This window comes from Segatella copri, assembly GCF_051861805.1.
In the GTDB taxonomy this organism is placed as follows: domain Bacteria; phylum Bacteroidota; class Bacteroidia; order Bacteroidales; family Bacteroidaceae; genus Prevotella; species Prevotella copri_M.
This window is the reverse complement of sequence record NZ_CP146520.1, coordinates 2,610,274-2,629,092: the sequence shown is the minus strand read 5'-3', so window position 1 is coordinate 2,629,092 and position 18,819 is coordinate 2,610,274. Positions and strand designations below refer to the sequence as shown.

19 protein-coding genes are annotated in these 18,819 nt (G+C 45.2%); 11 read left to right on the top strand and 8 right to left on the bottom strand.

Annotated features, from left to right (window positions below; all coding sequences use genetic code 11):
- Positions 1-37 precede the first annotated feature (37 nt).
- Complete coding sequence (locus V8Z93_RS10345; RefSeq protein ID WP_439431452.1) at positions 38-1,687, top strand: diphosphate--fructose-6-phosphate 1-phosphotransferase; 1,650 nt, start codon at positions 38-40, stop codon at positions 1,685-1,687.
- A gap of 97 nt (positions 1,688-1,784) precedes the next feature.
- Complete coding sequence (locus tag V8Z93_RS10340; RefSeq protein WP_203049460.1) at positions 1,785-2,645, top strand: glycoside hydrolase family 25 protein; 861 nt, start codon at positions 1,785-1,787, stop codon at positions 2,643-2,645.
- Between the two features lie 87 nt (positions 2,646-2,732).
- Here V8Z93_RS10340 and prmA read toward each other — a convergent pair whose 3' ends face one another.
- Entirely contained in the window at positions 2,733-3,602 is an 870-nt protein-coding gene (gene prmA, locus V8Z93_RS10335; RefSeq protein ID WP_439431451.1) for a 50S ribosomal protein L11 methyltransferase, read from the bottom strand.
- Between the two features lie 292 nt (positions 3,603-3,894).
- On the opposite strand from prmA, the gene V8Z93_RS10330 reads away from it, so the two are divergent.
- From V8Z93_RS10330 to V8Z93_RS10320, 3 genes are all read left to right on the top strand, one after another.
- A complete protein-coding gene (locus V8Z93_RS10330) occupies positions 3,895-4,908 on the top strand; it encodes a hypothetical protein (protein ID WP_439431450.1) in 1,014 nt (337 codons plus the stop codon).
- A 147-nt stretch (positions 4,909-5,055) separates the two neighbouring features.
- Positions 5,056-6,687, top strand: coding sequence for an OmpP1/FadL family transporter (locus tag V8Z93_RS10325; RefSeq protein WP_439431449.1), 1,632 nt, complete (start codon positions 5,056-5,058; stop codon positions 6,685-6,687).
- 447 nt (positions 6,688-7,134) lie between these two features.
- A complete protein-coding gene (locus V8Z93_RS10320; protein WP_439431448.1) occupies positions 7,135-8,031 on the top strand; it encodes a TonB-dependent receptor domain-containing protein in 897 nt (298 codons plus the stop codon).
- A gap of 135 nt (positions 8,032-8,166) precedes the next feature.
- Here the strand turns inward: V8Z93_RS10320 and V8Z93_RS10315 are convergent, their stop codons facing one another.
- The 5 genes from V8Z93_RS10315 to V8Z93_RS10295 form a co-directional block, all read right to left on the bottom strand.
- On the bottom strand, positions 8,167-10,134 hold the full coding sequence (locus V8Z93_RS10315; protein WP_439431447.1) for a KUP/HAK/KT family potassium transporter: 1,968 nt from the start codon (positions 10,132-10,134) through the stop codon (positions 8,167-8,169).
- A gap of 373 nt (positions 10,135-10,507) precedes the next feature.
- Positions 10,508-11,398: a helix-turn-helix domain-containing protein gene (locus V8Z93_RS10310; protein WP_439431446.1), complete on the bottom strand. Its 891-nt coding sequence runs from the start codon at positions 11,396-11,398 to the stop codon at positions 10,508-10,510.
- 39 nt (positions 11,399-11,437) lie between these two features.
- Entirely contained in the window at positions 11,438-12,202 is a 765-nt protein-coding gene (locus tag V8Z93_RS10305; RefSeq protein WP_439431445.1) for a carboxymuconolactone decarboxylase family protein, read from the bottom strand.
- A 72-nt stretch (positions 12,203-12,274) separates the two neighbouring features.
- Positions 12,275-12,508, bottom strand: a complete 234-nt coding sequence (locus V8Z93_RS10300; RefSeq protein WP_295400177.1) for an NAD(P)H-dependent oxidoreductase — start codon at positions 12,506-12,508, stop codon at positions 12,275-12,277.
- A 123-nt stretch (positions 12,509-12,631) separates the two neighbouring features.
- Entirely contained in the window at positions 12,632-12,784 is a 153-nt protein-coding gene (locus tag V8Z93_RS10295; protein ID WP_294701600.1) for a hypothetical protein, read from the bottom strand.
- Positions 12,785-13,108: 324 nt separating this feature from the next.
- On the opposite strand from V8Z93_RS10295, the gene V8Z93_RS10290 reads away from it, so the two are divergent.
- Positions 13,109-14,074 carry a glycoside hydrolase family 5 protein gene (locus V8Z93_RS10290; protein ID WP_439431444.1) on the top strand — a complete coding sequence of 322 codons (966 nt, stop codon included), beginning with the start codon at positions 13,109-13,111 and terminating at the stop codon, positions 14,072-14,074.
- Between the two features lie 172 nt (positions 14,075-14,246).
- Here V8Z93_RS10290 and V8Z93_RS10285 read toward each other — a convergent pair whose 3' ends face one another.
- Both V8Z93_RS10285 and V8Z93_RS10280 read right to left on the bottom strand, forming a co-directional pair.
- A complete protein-coding gene (locus V8Z93_RS10285; protein WP_439431443.1) occupies positions 14,247-14,639 on the bottom strand; it encodes a TIGR04076 family protein in 393 nt (130 codons plus the stop codon).
- Positions 14,640-14,670: 31 nt separating this feature from the next.
- Positions 14,671-14,811, bottom strand: coding sequence for a hypothetical protein (locus tag V8Z93_RS10280; RefSeq protein ID WP_439431442.1), 141 nt, complete (start codon positions 14,809-14,811; stop codon positions 14,671-14,673).
- 422 nt (positions 14,812-15,233) lie between these two features.
- Here V8Z93_RS10280 and V8Z93_RS10275 point away from each other — a divergent pair, with 422 nt between their 5' ends.
- The 5 genes from V8Z93_RS10275 (at position 15,234) to V8Z93_RS10255 (ending at position 18,752) form a co-directional block, all read left to right on the top strand.
- The gene (locus V8Z93_RS10275; RefSeq protein WP_439431441.1) at positions 15,234-15,734 is read left to right on the top strand and encodes a hypothetical protein; all 501 of its coding nucleotides are present in this window, start codon (positions 15,234-15,236) and stop codon (positions 15,732-15,734) included.
- Positions 15,735-15,739: 5 nt separating this feature from the next.
- Positions 15,740-16,132, top strand: coding sequence for a hypothetical protein (locus V8Z93_RS10270; RefSeq protein ID WP_439431440.1), 393 nt, complete (start codon positions 15,740-15,742; stop codon positions 16,130-16,132).
- A 93-nt stretch (positions 16,133-16,225) separates the two neighbouring features.
- Positions 16,226-17,497 carry an MBL fold metallo-hydrolase gene (locus V8Z93_RS10265; protein WP_439431439.1) on the top strand — a complete coding sequence of 424 codons (1,272 nt, stop codon included), beginning with the start codon at positions 16,226-16,228 and terminating at the stop codon, positions 17,495-17,497.
- Positions 17,498-17,508: 11 nt separating this feature from the next.
- Entirely contained in the window at positions 17,509-18,162 is a 654-nt protein-coding gene (locus tag V8Z93_RS10260; RefSeq protein WP_439431438.1) for a hypothetical protein, read from the top strand.
- The gene (locus V8Z93_RS10255) at positions 18,159-18,752 is read left to right on the top strand and encodes a metallophosphatase domain-containing protein (RefSeq protein ID WP_439431437.1); all 594 of its coding nucleotides are present in this window, start codon (positions 18,159-18,161) and stop codon (positions 18,750-18,752) included. Before V8Z93_RS10260 ends, V8Z93_RS10255 begins: the two co-directional genes overlap by 4 nt.
- Positions 18,753-18,819: the final 67 nt, after the last annotated feature.

The following is an 18,819-nucleotide window of genomic DNA, read 5'->3' as shown; positions in this document are numbered from 1 at the left end:
TTTGAAGTTTCAACTAATTAAAATATAAAAAGGAATTATGGAAAAAAGTGCATTGCAGATTGCAAGAGCGGCTTATCAGCCAAAGTTGCCAAAGGCTCTTCAGGGTCCAGTAAAGGCTGTTGAAGGTGAGGCAACACAGTCAGTAGGTAACCAGGATGAAATCAAGGCGTTGTTCCCTAACACTTACGGAATGCCTGTCATTACTTTCGAGGCTGGCGAGGCTAAGGAACTCCCTGCTTTCAACGTAGGTGTTATCCTCTCTGGCGGTCAGGCTCCTGGCGGTCACAACGTTATCTCTGGTCTCTTCGACGGCGTGAAGTCTCTCAACCCAGCTAACAAGCTCTATGGCTTCATCCTCGGTCCTGGTGGTCTCGTAGATCACAACTACATGGAGATTACTTCTGAGATCATGGACGAGTACCGCAACACTGGTGGTTTCGATATCATCGGTTCTGGCCGTACAAAGTTGGAGAAGGAAGACCAGTTTGAGAAGGGTATCGAGATCCTCCGTGAGCTCGGCATCAAGGCGCTCGTTATCATCGGTGGTGACGACTCTAACACCAACGCTTGCGTTCTCGCTGAGTACTATGCTGCCAAGAAGTATGGCGTTCAGGTAATCGGTTGCCCTAAGACTATCGACGGTGACTTGAAGAACGAGCAGATTGAGACATCTTTCGGTTTCGATACAGCCTGCAAGACTTACTCTGAGCTCATCGGTAACATCGAGCGCGACTGTAACTCTGCACGCAAGTACTGGCACTTCATCAAGTTGATGGGTCGTTCAGCTTCTCACATCGCTCTTGAGTGCGCTCTCCAGACTCAGCCAAACATCTGCTTGATTTCTGAGGAGGTAGAGGCTAAGGAGATGTCTTTGGATGACGTTGTAACATACATTGCTACAGCCGTAGCTAACCGTGCTGCTGAGGGCAACAACTTCGGTACAGTTCTCATCCCAGAGGGCTTGATCGAGTTCATCCCAGCTATCAAGAAGCTCATCGCAGAGTTGAACGAGGTTCTTACAGACCCTGCAACAGGCGAGAGCCGTGAGTTTGCCAGCGCTGAGGAGCAGATTGCTTTCGTTAAGGGCGCTATCGCTAAGGACAACCTCGCTGTATTGGAGTCATTGCCAGCAGACGTAGCTCGCCAGCTTTGCCTCGACCGTGACCCTCACGGAAACGTACAGGTATCTCTCATCGAGACAGAGAAGTTGCTCTCTCGCATGGTAGCTGAGAAGTTGGCTGCTTGGAAGAAGGAGGGTAAGTTCGTAGGTAAGTTCTCAGCTCAGCACCACTTCTTCGGTTACGAGGGACGTTGCGCAGCTCCTTCTAACTACGATGCTGACTACTGCTACTCACTCGGTTACAACGCTTCTCGCCTCATCGCTAACGGCAAGACTGGCTACATGTCTGTTATCAAGAACACAACAGCTCCTGCTGCTGAGTGGATTGCCGGTGGTGTGCCTATCACAATGATGATGAACATCGAGCGTCGTAACGGTGCTAACAAGCCAGTTATCCGCAAGGCTCTCGTAGAGCTCGACGGTGCTCCATTCAAGTTCTTCGCTTCTAAGCGTGAGCAGTGGGCTAAGGAGACAGCTTATGTATATCCAGGTCCTATCCAGTACTGGGGTCCATCTGAGGTTTGCGATCAGACCACAAAGACTCTCCAGTTGGAGCAGGCCAAGTAATATACGAAATATAAGTATATTATATAAGTAATATAAAAATACTCATATATTTTATATGTCAACAAGACGAACGGCTTCTACACAGAAAAAGGGGACTATGGCGAGGAAGAGTACATCTGCTCGGCGTGGTGGCTCTCGTGGCAGAAGGCGTTCGTCTTCTGTTTTCAGACGCTATCCCCGCTGGGCTTGGTGGATAGGCGGAACGGCAGTAGTCGTTCTCTACGTCTTCCTGTTTTATCATTTCTTCGTCAGTCCTACGGGATTCCGCTGGCGTGCGCTCTATGGCGACGAGGTTTATCCCGAGGGTTATGAGATTCATGGCATCGACATCTCCCATTATCAGGGTGAGATTGATTGGGAGCGCTTGAAGGGTGCGATGATCAAGGGATGCCCTGTGCGCTTTGTCATCATCAAGAGCACCGAGGGTTCCAGCCGACTGGACGAGAATTTCCGGTCTAACTTCAACCAGGCACGTGATTTCGGATTCATCCGTGGCGTATATCATTTCTGGAGCAACAAATCTTCTGCCCGCGACCAGGCGTATTATTTCCTGGATCAGGTGCATCTTACGGATGGCGACCTGCCTCCGGTGCTCGACATCGAGCATAAGCCTGATGACAAGAGTGTGGAAGATTTCCAGCGTGATGTGCTTACGTGGCTGCATATCGTGGAGGATAGGTATCATGTGAAACCTATCATCTACACCTATTATAAGTTTAAGGAGCAATACCTGAGTGCGCCCGTTTTCGATGACTATCCTTACTGGATAGCCCACTATTACGTGGATAAGGTGCAATACAAGGGCAAGTGGAAGTTCTGGCAGCATACTGATGCCGGAAAGCTGCCTGGCATCAAGGGCTACGTGGATTTCGATATCTACAACGGCAGCTATTACGACTTGAAACAACTCTGCATCGGAAGCAACAAGAGCGAAAAGGTATTTGATGAGAACGAATAAAGGCTGATTTCCCGTAAATCCGGAAAATCAGCCTTTATTTGTTTTATATTTTATCCCCAAAGCGATTTCTAATCTCTAGAGCTGTTTTTATCCCAGCACCAGGCAGGTCCAGTTGTTATCCACCTGTCTCGTTACTTCGTGCAGTCCCAGTTCTGCCGCCTTTTCCAGCAGCACCGGCACATCTTCCTCGTAGAAACCGCTCAGAATCAGGGTTCCGCCGATGTTCATCACGCTGCGGAAGAGGCGCATGTCGCTGAGCAGGATGTTGCGGTTGATGTTCGCCATCACCACATCGAAAACGCCGCTCACGTGGTTCAGCACATTGCAGTTGCCGAAGAGCACCTCCATGTTGTCTACGCCGTTCAGCACGGCATTGTGCTTGGCGTTCTCCACGCTCCATTCGTCGATGTCGTAGCCCACCACTTCCTTGGCACCCAGTATGGAGGCGGTGAGTCCCAGAATGCCCGTTCCCGTGCCGCAATCCAGCACTCGCTTGGTCTTCACCGGCATCTGCAGCAGCTGCGAGATGATCATGCGGGTGGTTTCGTGGTTGCCGGTTCCGAAGGCAAGCTTCGCCTCGATGCCAATCTCGATGATGTCGGGGCGGTTGCTGGTGTCGGGGTAGAGCTCAGGATGCTTGGCGTCGTAGATGACCACCTGGTCGGCTACGAAGATAGGGGCGAAGCCCTGCTCCTCCCATTCCTGGTTCCAGTCCTTGTCCTCGGCATCCTTGATGTCGTAGGTGATGCGGGTATCCATGATAGGGAAGTCGGCGATGTATTCGTCCAGTGCCTCCTTGTCAAAGAGGTCCTTCTGCACGTAAGCCTCTATGCCCGTTTCCGTTTCCTCGAAAGATTCGAATCCTGCCTCGGCAGCTCCGTCGGCAAGCAGGTCCTGGCAGGCTTGCATCAAGTCGGCGGTGGTCTCGATGTTGAATGTCGCTACTAAATATTTCATGTTTAATTTGTATTAATTTCTTGTCATAAAACGCCTTTGAATGTTCAAAAAAGCTAGAATTATTTTAAATCTTCTGCAAAATTATAAAAAAATAGGGGAAAACCTACATTATTTTAGGGAAATTCTGTATTTTTGCATAAAGATAAGCAATATTTTTGCACTAGAATTATTATATAGATAGAAAAAGGCTGTTTTTCAGCCCTCACTTGCATATATAATTCAGCAGATGATTCACGGATATGCAGGCCGTGATGATTCGGAAAACGAAACTAAAGAATAGGAGAAATATACGATGAAGAAAATGTATCTTCTGGCAGTCCTGATGGCAGCAGCCATGCCATTGACTTCGATGGCGCAGGACGACGACCTCTACTTCAACCCGAAGAAAGAGGCGCAGGAAAAGGCAGAGAAGCGGGCACGCCTCCAGCAGCAGTATGCTGCGCAGCGTGCACGTAGAGATAGCATCTACTCACTGTATTGGAGTGGAAGCGGGCGTGATGTGGATGAGTATAACCGTGGCGGACGCATCTTCAGTCATTTTGAGCATGTGGGCACCGATTCGCTCGGCAACGACATCATCCAGTTTCATGTGGGCAAGGGCGTGGTGCCCGACAGTATCTATGATGATGCGTATTTTGCCCAGAAATACATCAACCAGGATGAGGATTTCGACTGCACCCGCCGCATGAGCCGCTGGGATGGCTATTATGATCCGTGGTTCTACGGCTACTATGGCTATGGTCCGTATTATTGGCGTTCGCGCATGTGGGGATGGCACAATCCTTGGCGCTACGGCTACTATGCGGGCTGGTACGACCCATGGTTCGACCCATGGTATGATCCGTGGTATTATGGCTACGCCGGATGGTATGGTGGCTGGTATGACCCATGGTATTACGGCTGGGGCGGCTGGTATGGTCCTTGGTACTGGGGTGGTCCGATGATTGGGCATGTAAGCTATGGCGGTTTTGCCGGCGTCAAGAGATATAACAATCCGGGTCGCATTGATGCTTCTCATGGATATGTTTATGGCGGATCGCAGGGCAACAGGAATACCTATACCCGCAGAAGCGGTTCCAACCGCAGTTTCGGTCAGCGCCGTGACAACAATGGCTTCAACAATAATTCCAATTTCGGAACGCGCAGTAATTCCGGCTTCGGCAACAGCGGCAGCTTTGGTAATGGCGGCAGCTTCAGTGGCGGCAGCGTAGGCGGAGGTGGCAGCTTCGGTGGTGGCCATTCCGGTGGTGGCAGCTTTGGAGGCGGCGGTCGCTCTGGTGGCGGCAGCTTCGGAGGTCGCCGATAAATACGCCCTGAAAGGATTTGCCATTTGCCAGCACGCCCTGAAAGGGCAAAAGCTCCTAGCCCAGGGCATCGCCCTGGGTTATAGTGGTTTTTATGAATACGCCCTGAAAGGGCAAAAGCTTTATAAACAATTAAAATTAGAAATAATATGAATCATTTGAAACATATACTTTTTGCCAGTGCACTCGTGGCTTCCATGAGTGCCACTGCGCAGGAAACCTATCAGGATACCAAGTTGGCTGCCAGCCAACTCACGGGTACCGCCCGCTATGTAGGTATGGGTGGAGCGATGGAGGCCTTGGGTGCCGACATCTCCACCATCAGCACCAACCCAGCCGGTGTAGGTCTTTTCCGCAAGAATCAGATTTCCCTCTCTGCCGGCGTCATCGCCCAGAGCGGTGCAGACAACAGCGTTTCCCTTGGCTATTCTACCATAGATATCAAGGGCAAGAAGAGTCATCCAACCTTCGACCAGGTAGGCATCGTCTGGTCTACGAAGATGAGAAACTCCAGTGCGCTCAATCTCGCATTCAATTATCATAAGAGTACCGACTTCGGACAGCTCCTCAACGCAGCCAATACGCTCACGAAGGCTTCGCAGAACAAGTTGACTGCAGCCAAGCATGCCGAGGGCGTGGATGGATGGAGTTCTGTGGATGCAAACTTTGGCGGTTACAAGGATAATGCAGGCAATTATCAGAACGGTCTGCTCAATGTCACTTCCAATGGTGCCCTGGCTTTCGCCGACGCCCAGTCTTATCTCTTCGGCCAGTATCAGCATGGCTACATCGGCAGCTACGATTTCAATATCAGCGGTTCTATCGGTAATAGAGTATGGCTCGGTCTTACCATCGGCTTGCACGATGTTCATTACAACAGTAATTCCCTCTATGCAGAGAATCTGGTGGATGGCAACTACAGTGATTCCTACGAGGAAATCAAGATTACGGGTACGGGTTATGACGTGAAGGCTGGTGTCATCTTCCGTCCGGTAGAGGAGTCTCCTTTCCGCATCGGTGCCTACGTCAATTCTCCTGTGTTCTACGATCTCTCGCTCAGCGCAGCCCACGATCTGAGTATGTATGGCGGTGAAGCACCAGCTACTTTCCAGGATAAGGATGCAGCCGGCAATATCGTCAATGTGCCTTGCTATACAAAGGGTGATAAGGGACAGACTGTGGATTACGACTTCCGCTTGAACACTCCTTGGAAGGTGGGTGTCAGCATGGGTCATACCGTGGGCAACTATCTTGCCCTGGGTGCTACCTACGAGTATGCCTGGTACGACCACATGGACAACCGCGTGAAGGATGGCGGCTACTACGATTACTACTGGGGCGATTATTACGAGACCAGCAGCAGCGATGATGTGATGAATGCTGATACCCGTGCCAACCTGAAGGGCGTAAGCACCTTGAAGGTGGGAGCGGAAATCAAGCCTACCTCCATGCTTTCTCTGCGTCTGGGTTACAACTATGTATCGCCGATGTTCGGAGAGAATGCCTATCGTGATCAGTCGATTGGCAGCAATGGAGTAGATATTGCTACTTCTACAGATTATACCAACTGGAAGGCGATGAATCGCTTTACCTGCGGTGTGGGTTTCAACTACGAGAATCTGAATATTGATGTAGCTTATCAGTATACTACCCAGAAGGGCGATTTCTATCCGTTTATGAGCTATGTGAATGAGAATGCAGCGTTGAGCAATATCCCAACTTCGTGCAAAGTGGATAACAATCGCCATCAATTGCTGATGACAGTGGGGTATAAGTTTTAAAATGTATTAATATTCGCCACTTTCTTTTAAAAAAGTTTAGAGAATTTGGCGAATTCAAATAAATTGCATAACTTTGCAAATGGATTTTAGGAGAAGAGGTTTGGTGAACCTCTCGAAGAGGTAATATCCTCTTTGTTGTTTTGTAAGTCAAGGAGTTTTTTCCTCTAAGGAAAAAAAAAGATATTAGTTTTTTTAGTGGTTAATTTAGTTTTAGTAAGTATGTGATAGGATCTGTTGTGAAACAGGTCCTATTTTTTTGTGTTATGGTTTTCAACCTTGATTGAGGCTTACATCTCTTTTGAAAAAAATATAAAGATTGTTATTTTTCTTAGGTTGTTGAAAGCAATTCCATGGATTTGTATTATCTTTGCTGATTGAAGAGAAGCTGCTTCTTAAAGTGGCTCATATATATATAGTGTAGTAGTAAAGGATAATATATAATAAGGTATGAAACGTTCGTTCAACATAATAATGGCTTTGGCTTCTATGCACCAATTGGATGCGCAGTATGGAAATAAATTTTATTATCTCAACGAGAAGAATCTCTATGGTTCGCTGATGTTTGAAACGAACTTTACCCAGCAGCACAATCTCTCCGTGGGGTTGAGCGTGAACCATGATTATCTGGGGCAGCGCACGAATGTGAATGTCATTCCCTATGCGTCGATAGATGGTAATCATCCTTATATCTTGCCTGAGATGCAGCGCTTGAACGAGAAGGAGACTACTCCCGGTGCTTACGCCCAATATACCTATACTTTAGGCTCCAAGCTCACGGCGATGGCAGGTGTGCGTTTAGACCATAGCTCCATCTATGGTAATTTCTTTACACCTCGTTTCCACTTGAAGTATTCGCCTGTAGATGCTGTCAGCATCCGATTATCTGCCGGAAAGGGCTATCGCACGGTATTCGGTTTGGCGGAGTACAACTATCTGCTGGCGAGTGGAAGAGAACTTCAGCTTTCAGGTGATGGTCTGAAGCAGGAGGAGGCCTGGAACTATGGGGTGAGCACGGCCTTCTATATCCCTCTGTTTTCCAAGACTTTGAAGCTGAATGCCGAGTATTACTATACCGACTTCAAGACTGTGGTTTTCACAACAACCCCTCAGATGCACTGTGCGGCTTGTGAGAACAAGATTAAGAGCAACCTCCGTTTTGAGAAGGGTATCAAGAGTATCGAGACCTCGGTTCCTAACCAGACGGTAACCGTTGAATATAATGCCGATAAGACTACTCCCGAGAAGCTTCAGAAGGGCTTCGAGAAGTTCGGCTACAAGGCTCGCGTCCTGAAGGCTGGCGAGAAGGTTGAAAAGAATACTGAAGAGAAGTGTGACTTGATGTAATACGATGGATTTCGAAAAAAATGGTGACCTTCATCTGATGAAGGGCACCAAAATAGGTGGGGTTCATCTGATGAACCCCACCAAATCTACATACCTTAATCGATAAATTGAAAAATCAACAAATTCTTTCTCAATTTATTCTTCTTCAATTTGTGCGATGCGCCTGATGCTTCTGTTGCGCTGGTTGATAATGAGCGGAACACGTTCTACCACCACCATGGATGTGTCGAGGCCCAAAGCCTTAGGCTCGTCAATGCCTATCTTGCCGATAAGGGCGTAGATGGTCATCAGCAGGTTCTGTTGACGGTTGTCGGAACTCTCCGGGTAATATACGCGATGGATGATGATGAAGCGGAAATCGCCAGGAATTCCGTTTTTGCGGAGCGAAGGATAGGTGCTTCTCAAATCCACCTTCCTGCTTGCCACCAGGTCTTCTACCACTTGGCGCAGATAGAGGCTCACCCTAGGCTCAATGCGGAAACCTATGCGCATGGTTACACTGTAGAGGGTGTCGGGAACCAGGGTCTCGCAACTGTACTCCAGCGTGTCTGGAGTATCTGCAAATTCCAGATTGATAAGCCAGTAATGGTCAGCACGCTTGGGCTGCTTGTTAATGATGGAATAGAGCAGCTTGTCATCCACCGCACCTTCCTTCTCGGCATGGTTCACATAAACCAGATTGGATGCGTACTTGGGGATGCTCTCGTCGGCCTTGATATCGGAGATAATCTGATAATACTCATTCAGCGGTTTGGTACTGATGTATTGATGGCGGATCTTGATGGCGCGGACCCATACATACATCATCAGGAACAGGATTCCGCCAATAAGCATCGTACACCATCCTCCTGCGAGGAATTTTGACAGGTTGGCGGCAAGGAAAATGCCCTCGATAACGCAATATGCGCCCATAAAGAGCAGGATGAAGATGCGCGCCACACCCTTGGTGCGCAGGTAGAAACCGAGCAGCAGGGTGGTCATCAGCATGGTGATGGTGATGGCGAGTCCGTAGGCTGCCTCCATGTGCGAGGAGTCGCGGAAGAGCAGGATGATGAGAACCACACCGATGTACATGGCGAGGTTGATTACCGGGATATAGAGCTGTCCCTTTACATGGGTAGGATGCTTGATTCGCATGCGTGGCCAGAAGTGCAGGTTCATGGCTTCGCTCAATATGGAGAAAGTGCCGCTGATAAGTGCCTGGCTGGCAACGATTGCCGCTCCCGTGGCCATGATGATGGCAAAAATCAGCATGCTCTGCGGCATGATGGAAAAGAACGGATTCACGGAGGAGGCAGTCTGAATATGGTTCAGCACCCATGCTCCCTGTCCCAGATAGTTGAGGATGAGCATGGCCTTTACGAAAAGCCAGCTGATGGTGATGTTCTTTCTGCCGCAGTGACCCAGGTCTGAGTAAAGAGCCTCAGCACCGGTGGTACAGAGGAACACGGCGCCCAGAATCAGGAACCACTCTGGCGATTTTGCCAGCAGCATGGCAGCATAGTAGGGGTTGAAGGCCTTCAGAATCAATGGATAAGAGGTGATGCTGAAAGCTCCCGTTACGCCCAGCAGCAGGAACCATATCAGCATGAATACTCCGAACGACTTGCCAATGCTCTCTGTGCCAAAGCGTTGCACAAAGAAGATGATGGTGATGATGCCCAGTGTGATGGGGATGACTGGCAGGTGGGGACTGATGCTTTCGAGTCCTTCGATGGCTGTGGTAACTGTGATGGCAGGGGTGATGATTCCGTCTGCCAGCAGGGTGCTAGCACCGATGATGGCCAACAGGTAAATCCACTTTCTCTTCATCTTGCGCAACAGGGCGTAGAGGGCGAGGATGCCTCCTTCGCCATTGTTGTCGGCACGCAGCGCCACACATACGTATTTGATGGTGGTCTGCAGGGTGAGTGTCCAGATGATGCACGACAATGCACCCAGGATGGTGCTCTCGTTGATGGTTTCACCCGTGTGCAGGATGGCCTTCATCACGTAGAGTGGGGATGTACCTATATCTCCAAACACAATGCCCAGAGTGATGAGCAATCCCAGGAAGCCTACTCGATGATGGCAGGCTACTGAACTTTCCGAATTTTCTCTCATATAACTTCTCTTATTTAATTAAAATATTATCCTTCTTTACATTAAGGAATTATCCTTTGTATTATCCTTTTTACATTAAGGAATTATCCTTATGTGAACATAAAATATCCATTTTTTGATTATAAATTTGGGTGCAAAGGTATGAACATAAGTGGTAAAAGATGATTTGTTTAACAAGATTTATCCGTTTTAACTTTCGTTTTAATCGACTGTAAGTGACTGTTTGGAAGATGTAAAAAAAGGTGATATTCTTTCTCTGAGTCAAAAAAAGCCCCATCTACTATCCGAATCTTCATTCATGCTGAAATCGGAAAGTAGGTGGGGGTCATCAGATGAAGGTCACCACATTTGATGCTTCGTTATATTTACATATTTACGCAGTTTTGCGATACTCGCTTGGTGTCTTGCCCGTCTGTGCCTTGAAAAAGCGGACGAAGTGCTGAGGATACTCAAAGCCTAGGTGGTGGCTGATTTGTGTGATGGTTAAGGCTTCATCCACAAGTAGTTGGCGGGAAGCCGAAAGCAGTCGGTTGTTGATCAGACTCTTTGCAGTTCTGCCAGTCTCAGTCTTGACTAATTCACCGAAATATTTAGTTGAATAGCAGCATTTGTCGGCAAAGTAGGCTACGGTAGGCAATCCTTCACGCATCGCTTTCTTGGCAATGTATTCATCGAGTAGAGAGATGAATTTCTTGACCACCGAATGATTGATCTCCTCGCGTGTGATAAACTGGCGATCATAGAAGCGCAGACAATAGTTCAGCAGCAACTCTATGTTAGAAACGATGAGTTCACGCGAATGTCTATCTATAGGATGCTCGAGTTCCTGACTAATCATTGAAAGCACATCACGGAAGATATTTACCTCGGCAGCGGATAAATGTAGTGCTTCGTTGCTTGTATAGTCGAAGAACTCATAGCGGGAGATGTTCTTGCCAAGCTGGGTGCGGTTGAGCAGCTCGGGATGGAAAATCAATACCGTATATTTGGCAAATGGTACTCCTGGATTAGGTTCCACTTTAACCGACTGTCCTGGAGCAAACGAGGTTACGGTCATCTCGTCAAAATCATATTCTGTTCTGCCGTATGACAATTTGCACCCCTTGTTTTCCTTCAGGAAGAAGGCATAAAGTCCGTAGTGATGCACAGCCTCCTGAATAGGAGAGGTGTTCTCTACACGCGCAATGCTCACCAGAGGATGAAGTGTTTTCACCCCTATGAAGTCATTGAACTCCTGTATGGTATTAAAGAAAAATTCCTTCATAATCACTTGCAAAACTTGAATTAATGTTATTTAATCTTGTTATTTAATCTTGTTATACTCCTCATCGCTCACAGCCTCCTGCCACTCGTTGGAGGTGTTCTCGCCAGGTATTTCAAAGGCGAGGTGGGCAAACCAGCTGTCTTTTGCAGCACCATGCCAATGCTTCACGTTGGCAGGAATATGGATGACTGTGCCTGGGAGAATCTCCTGTACAGGCTTGCCTTCTTCCTGATACCAGCCGCGTCCGGCTACGCCTACCAGCATTTGCCCGCCGCCCTTTGTGGCGTGGTGCGTGTGCCAGTTGTTACGGCAACCAGGCTCAAAGGTAACATTGAAGAAAGGTATCTGACTATCAGATATTTTCGCAAGGTAACTATTGCCCTTGAAATATTTGGCGTAAGCGGTGTTGGGTTCGCCAATAGGGAAGATCATCTCGCGCTGGAAAGCAGCCTTGGCATCTTCGCCTTTCATGTCCTCGTTCCATACCTCCTTTGCCAGATTGAAGGCAGCCCATGCTTTAGGCCAGCCGGCGTAGAAGGCGATGTGGGTGATAATCTCTGCCACTTCCGTGCGGGTAATTCCGTTGTTCTTTGCCGACTGCAAGTGATATTTCAGCGAATTGTCGGTGATTCCTTGGCTGATAAGCGAAGTGATTGTTACCAAACTGCGGTCGCGCAATGAAAGCAGATCATTGCGGCTCCATACTTCTCCGAAGAGGATGTCGTCGTTGAGGTGGGCGAACTCTGGGGCAAACTCACCCAGTTGGGTGCGCCCTGCTGTCTGTACTATTTTCTGTTGTGCCATTATATTGAGTGAAATAGTTGTTAATATAATAAATGTTGCAAATTTTTTTCATAAGAATCAATAGTTGATCCTCTATCCCTTGACTGATTTACCTAACTCGTATGCTTCCTGCAATTTCTTGTTGCCCTCAATGGTACGTGGAGCGACAACACCACCGCAGAACAGAGTGCCGGCAAGATGGCTCTCAGGATAAATCTTTTCCACTTCATGACCTGCAGCCTCAGCACCTTCGATAAACTGATCAGCGAGCATGTCGCTGTTTGAACCAGTACGCAGACTGGTAGAAATTACGATTATTTTCTTCATTCTATCTTAATATTTATCTTATATTTAATGTCTGGTGCAAAGGTATGCAGATTTCCTTAATGTTCTTATACCTGTTTTTCGGAAGATATTACCTTTTTCGGAAGATATTACCTTTATCGGAGTTTATTCCATTCTGCCATATTTCATCTCCACGCCTTCCTTATCATACTGCTTGCGTTTACCGTCTTCGTCAATGAAACTTGCTGTCATGTACGGAGCCTTGTGCATTACTTCCAATGCCCATTGGCTATCCATTGCTCTTGATTCCTTTCTCATTTTTATCCTAATTAATTTGATTATTTTTATCCTGGAGGATAAGCCATGCTCAACCTCCATATTAGCGCAATATATCTGCAAAAATACAAAAAATATTCAGAAAAGTGATTATATGGATGGATTTTGTTTGCAGGACGAACTTGATTTAACCTTATTTATAAGCTAGAGGGGGCATTGGTAACTACTCCCTATGGGCGTGAGGAGTACATTTAACATCTTGTTCTTTAAATTTATCCAAAATACAGCTTTATTTTTTACTTCAGTATCTTTTGGAGGTCTAAATATTGTGAGTACGACATTAATGTAAAATAAAATAATGGAATTATGAGAAGATTATTTATAAGTCTGATGCTGACTTTGACAGCATTTATCGTTAACGCCCAACCTTCTGCCATCGCCCCACGCGATTATCAGCAGATGCTGAAGAAGGGAATCGATGTTGATTGGTGGGGAAGAAGTGAGAAAAATAAATATGGTGCCTATTCGGAGACGGCAGTAAAGAGATTTGCACAGCAAGGTATCAAGCATGTAAGATTCCGTTTGCATCATTATCATTTTACAGATGAGGATTTCAAGAGACTGTTTTCGCAGATAAATACCTGCATGCAGAATGACCTGATTCCAATTATAGCCTTCTCAGCCAAGCCTTACAAGGAGAATCCGAATACTGGGGAGCATGAGAAAGTAGTAGAGTGGTGGAAGAGAATGGCAGAAAAATGTAAGAATCTCTCACCAATGGTTTCGTTTAATCTGATTGTAGAGCCTTCGGATCAAGTAAAAAAAGATGTGGAGGAACTCAACTCCCTTTATGAGGATTGTGTTACGGCTATTCGCAAGACTAATCCTAAGCGAATCGTCTTTATAGCACCTCCGAAACTGTCTCATCCAGAAGGTCTTAAAGATTTGAAGATTCCTTCGATGGGAAATGGTTATCTGATGGCTGAATGGCATTTCTATGCTTCTGGTCCCAGCAAGTCAAACGACAAAAAATGCTGGACTACTGGCACGGCAGAGGAAAAGCAAAAGATAAAGAAAAGCATCAAGGTGGCAGTTGATTGGCAAAAGAAAACTGGTATTTACACCTGGGTGGGGGCTTGGATGCCTGGCGCTTATAACAAAGACGATAATTACAGTGTAAAGGAACAGACTGAATTTGCATCATTCATGACCCAGCAGCTTGATAAACATGGAGTTCCCTTCGCCATTGTTGCTGATCATCATTTTTATGATTATAAGGCTGAACAATGGATTCCCAAATATAAAGATTTGTTGAATACAATATTTATGTGATATTTAAATGATTTTTTTAGTAAAGAGCGGCCTTCAGGTCGCTCTTTACTAATGCTTATACTTTGCCTTGCAGAAAGGATTGTCCTGTTATAGCAGGTTCTTATGGTCATAATCTCATGAGCCACCTATCCAAACATCATATGTCGGTGCGTCCTGAGTCATGGCAAAACAACTACTCTTCGTCTATACGCTCAATTTTGAATATAACGGGGCGCGTTCCGTCAGAACAACAGCATATCATTTCATTTTCACGCTTCATCCACCCCTTCATGATTGAACCACCTTGCAGTCCGGTGTATATATATCGTGAAATAGCATCCCATGCCTCAGAGCAATGTGGCATTTTCGGACCTCCAGCTACTGTGTTCGGGTCAGCAGATGTTTTAATGAGCGTATTCATTCCTCCATGCCAGAAATGGTCGTTCTCTTCGTCACGCTCAAAGATAAACTCATCGCCAACATTGTAGCATGGACACATTCCTGCTTTAGGGTCGGCGCAATACTTCTCCTGTAGTTCCGGATAGATTTTCTTGTCTATTACGGTCACTTTTACTTGATGCTTCATATTCTTTTTTATTTATTTTAATCATTTGTACTTAAACACTTTCTTTATATCCTTTGTACTTAAACACTTTAACCATATCCTTGTCGCCACCTACGAGCTGGCTGCATCTGTTCAGCATTCCGGTGTCAGAGAAACAGCATTTCTCCATGCCCTTCCAATAAATCCCATTCATTGTATTACTCATATGCTTCGTTCTTTAGTTTGAATTTCTTGTGCATTGTCTCATGGTGCCAGACTTTCATTTCCATCCATGTCCAGATGCTGCAAAAATACAAAAAATATTCAGAAAAGTGATTATATGGATGGATTTTGTTTGCAGGGCGAACTTGATTTAACCTTATTTATAAGCTAGAGAGGCATTGAGGGACAACTTGGAGACATCTTGAATAACCGGAAATCCTTAATGACCGGAAAACGCCCCCTAATCATTATAGTTAAACTTTGTAAAATGCTTGCTCATTTCTTGCGAAAGTGTGCAGAAATAGAGGCTTTTTGAAAATTATTACATTGGGATAATCGTATTATAGAAATATAAGGAGCACATGAAAAAGATGCTTCTTATGATATTGTAGAACTTAAAATACATAATGAACAATGAACAAAGAACAGAAACGCAAGGTGCAACTGCAACAGAGAACACTCAACGAGTCGTTGACATTCCAAACTATGTTTGGTGCAAAGCAGAAATTCGATTCCCTGACACCTGAAATCGAAACCCGAATAAAAGAGGAGTTGCTGGTATTTGCAAACTTGGGTATTGCTAAGGACCTAATGACATTGAGAGATGTAATGGGTAAAGTAAAAGAACAGTTAGGATACAGTGCTGAGCCTTCCAAGGGAATATTGGCTGGCAGCTATGTGGCATACTGCCTTGGGCTTGAACCTAGCAACCCAATGGTGACAGGCAAGGAAATCGAACCAAAAGATTTTCAAGTAACTCTTCCTTTAGGTCTCACCATCTGCTATGACAACGAGGTTAGAAATGAGGTGGTGAATTGGATGAAGGAGCACGGCTGTGAGTTTACCACCTATATGTCTCAGCCGATGCTGAAATTGGAGAATACGAGAGTCATTATACGAAGAGTATTGAAGTGAAATCAATGATAAGCAATATTGAAATAATAAAGGGTCTGGTGAGGGAGTTTTATCAGACCCGTATGGTGGTAAGCATTGATAATGATGACTTTGAGTCCTTCTTTCTTGCAAAAGGCAAACTTGTAGCCTTTGATTGTGAGGAGTTTGATTTATGGAATAAGCCATATAAATTGGTTTGCAAAATGACGCAAGATAAGCTTGAATCCTTGTGTGGGGGGCGTAAGATAGCTCGTGTACTCTTTCTTGTCTTCCAGCCAACTGGCCATGAATTGCAAATGACAGATATGGAAAGTTTGTATCTGGTAAGTAAGTCCTTTAAAACTGTAACGTGGGGAATAGGCTCTTGGCATGAGGATTCTGTGAGATTAGTAACCTTAGTTGAAGTTGTATCCCAATGAATATACATAAATATCAAATAAAAAAGATGGATTTAAGACAATATTTCTAATTAAGTATACGTTTTTCTAATAACACAATGAAATTGAATGACGATGGCAAGATTTCAAACATATCTAAAAGATAGCGATGTTGTAGTTACGATTCATCGTGGAATAGACCAAATAGGTGGATGTATTACTGAAATATCCACGAAGACTTCTCGTGTCTTTGTGGATTTCGGTCAGAACTTGCCTGGTTGTACTGTTCCTACTACACCTGAGCAAGATGAAGCTCAGGTGCGTGACATCTTTGCGCAAAATGTTAAGCAGCACCAAGCGGTGGTATATACTCATGCCCATGAAGATCATGTCGGCTTGTTTGACCTAATTCCTTGCGATGTGCCTCAATATATAGGAGTGGGAGGTCAAGAACTAATGCTTGCAAAATATGGACTATTGAAAATAGCTCATGAGCAAGAATGGAAAGATTCGGAAGAAAAAAGTAAGATATTGATAGATGATGAGCAGAAAATAAGGAAGATAAAAGATTTTCATATATGGGAGCGTACAGCACCGCATACTCGGCCAAAATCTTTTATGATAGGGGATATCCGTATCACTCCTTTTTTTAATAGCCATAGCATCTATGACTCCTATATGTTTCTTATCGAAGCTGACGGAAAACGCATATGGCATACTGGTGATTATCGTGACCATGGCTATCTTGGCAAAGGATTATATCCTACGCTTCATAGATATGCTTCTAATATAGACTTGCTTATCACAGAAGGAACTACACTGAAGCGTGGAGACCTTTGTATTCAAGAAAGTGAGGTGTCTAGACGTATGGCTTGTGTGATGAGTGCTTTCAAGTATGTGATAGTCTTGGCTTCTGCCACGGATATTGAGAGATTGGCTAGTGTGAAAACGGCAGCTCTCAAAGCTCGTAAGGGACTATACTACACTGGTGGAATGATGGGCAGAGCGATGCGAATCTTTACACATCGAGAAGCAAAAACTTCAAAGGGCTTGTTTGCTTTTCACTTTAAGTATGTGGGGGAGGATGATCCAAAACTCGGTGAGATGCAAAAGAAAGGCTTTGTCTTGGTAACAGGGGCTAGCCATTTGGATTTTGTGAAGAAAATGTGTCAAGGATTATCTTCGTCAGAGGTTCTTCTCATCTATTCTGCTTGGGCTGGTTATTACAAAGACCCATTGCAAGTAAAGCAAAATCCTGCTTACAGAGACTTTCGAGAGGCGTTTTCCAATGTGGTGGATATCCACACCTCAGGACATGCTTCGAAAGAGTGCATCAAGAAAGTTATTGATATTGTTAAACCCAAGGAGGTCATCTGCATCCATAAGGAGGCTGGGGCTGAATTATAAACTTCATAATTATGACAGACAAAGAACGTATAGAAAAAATTATTAAAGACACTTTTGATGTTATCAAAAAAGTGTATCATACGCAAAGAGAAGGGGATGGAAATCATAAAGATTTTTGTGAATCACAATCAAGAATTATCTTCCCCAAATACAGTGAGCAATATCGTGATAGTGAAACTCGCATCAGCGAGCAAGAGTTGAGATTTATATTTGTTGAGCAATTCAACAAGTATTGTGAAGCTAATCAGTGGAATGCATATTATTCTGTGGAAACCCCAACTGAAGAAAAATATGTTTTTAGTAAAGAGCATATAAAAGTTGTCCCATACAAAGCTGATGGAAAAGAAAAAACGGGACAGTCAGCCATGATAGACCTCAGTATCCACAATGATAAATTCGACAGAATTGCTCTTATCGAGTTCAAGGCTCTAAACCCAGAAGAGTCTGCCTTCGCCAAAGACTTCTGCAAGTTGAGTAATGAGCCTACTTGCCTAACCTTTTTTATCATGATAGTAAAAAGCCATGACAATGGAACTATCACAAATATCCATAAAAAAATTGAGTCAAAAGGCGCTGAAACAGAGTTTTATTGTTTTGACTTAGAAAAAGGAGAAGACATCTCTAAGAAAATAATAGATGGAATTTCCTCTTCCGAAAATAAATGAAGATACTTCATATTTCCGACACTCACAGCCATCATCGTCAGCTGCAGGATCTTCCTGCAGCTGACGTGATAGTCCATTCCGGTGACTTCACGATGGCAGGAACTGAAGCCGAAGTTATCGACTTTATGGAATGGTTCTGTGCCTTGCCATACAAACACAAAGTTTTCATAGCAGGAAACCATGACGACTGTCTTTTCGGAGCCGATATCAATGGTCTGCCCGAAAACTGCCATTATCTTTATGGTACCGGTGTAACGATAGAAGGCATAAAGTTCTTCGGCATCCCGATGTTCGTTGAAGATGATATAAGTGGTAACTATACTAAAATGTTGGAGAACATTCCTTCCAATACCGACGTGCTTATCACTCATCAGCCACCCTATCTCATTATGGATGAAAGTGCAGGTTTGAATTATGGCAACAGAACTTTGCTAGATGCAGTTAAACGCATCAAGCCGGAGGCTCATCTCTTCGGGCACATTCATAATGCCTATGGGATGAGCGAATGCAGCACTGTGTTGTTTTCCAATGCCTCGATTGTTACTGAGAACTATGAGTTTTGTAATCAACCAAATATGATCAATTTATGATTATTCCAAGAAAAGACAAGCCTTACTTTTACCCTCCCTTTTTTGATATTTCATGTTTTTGGCAAGA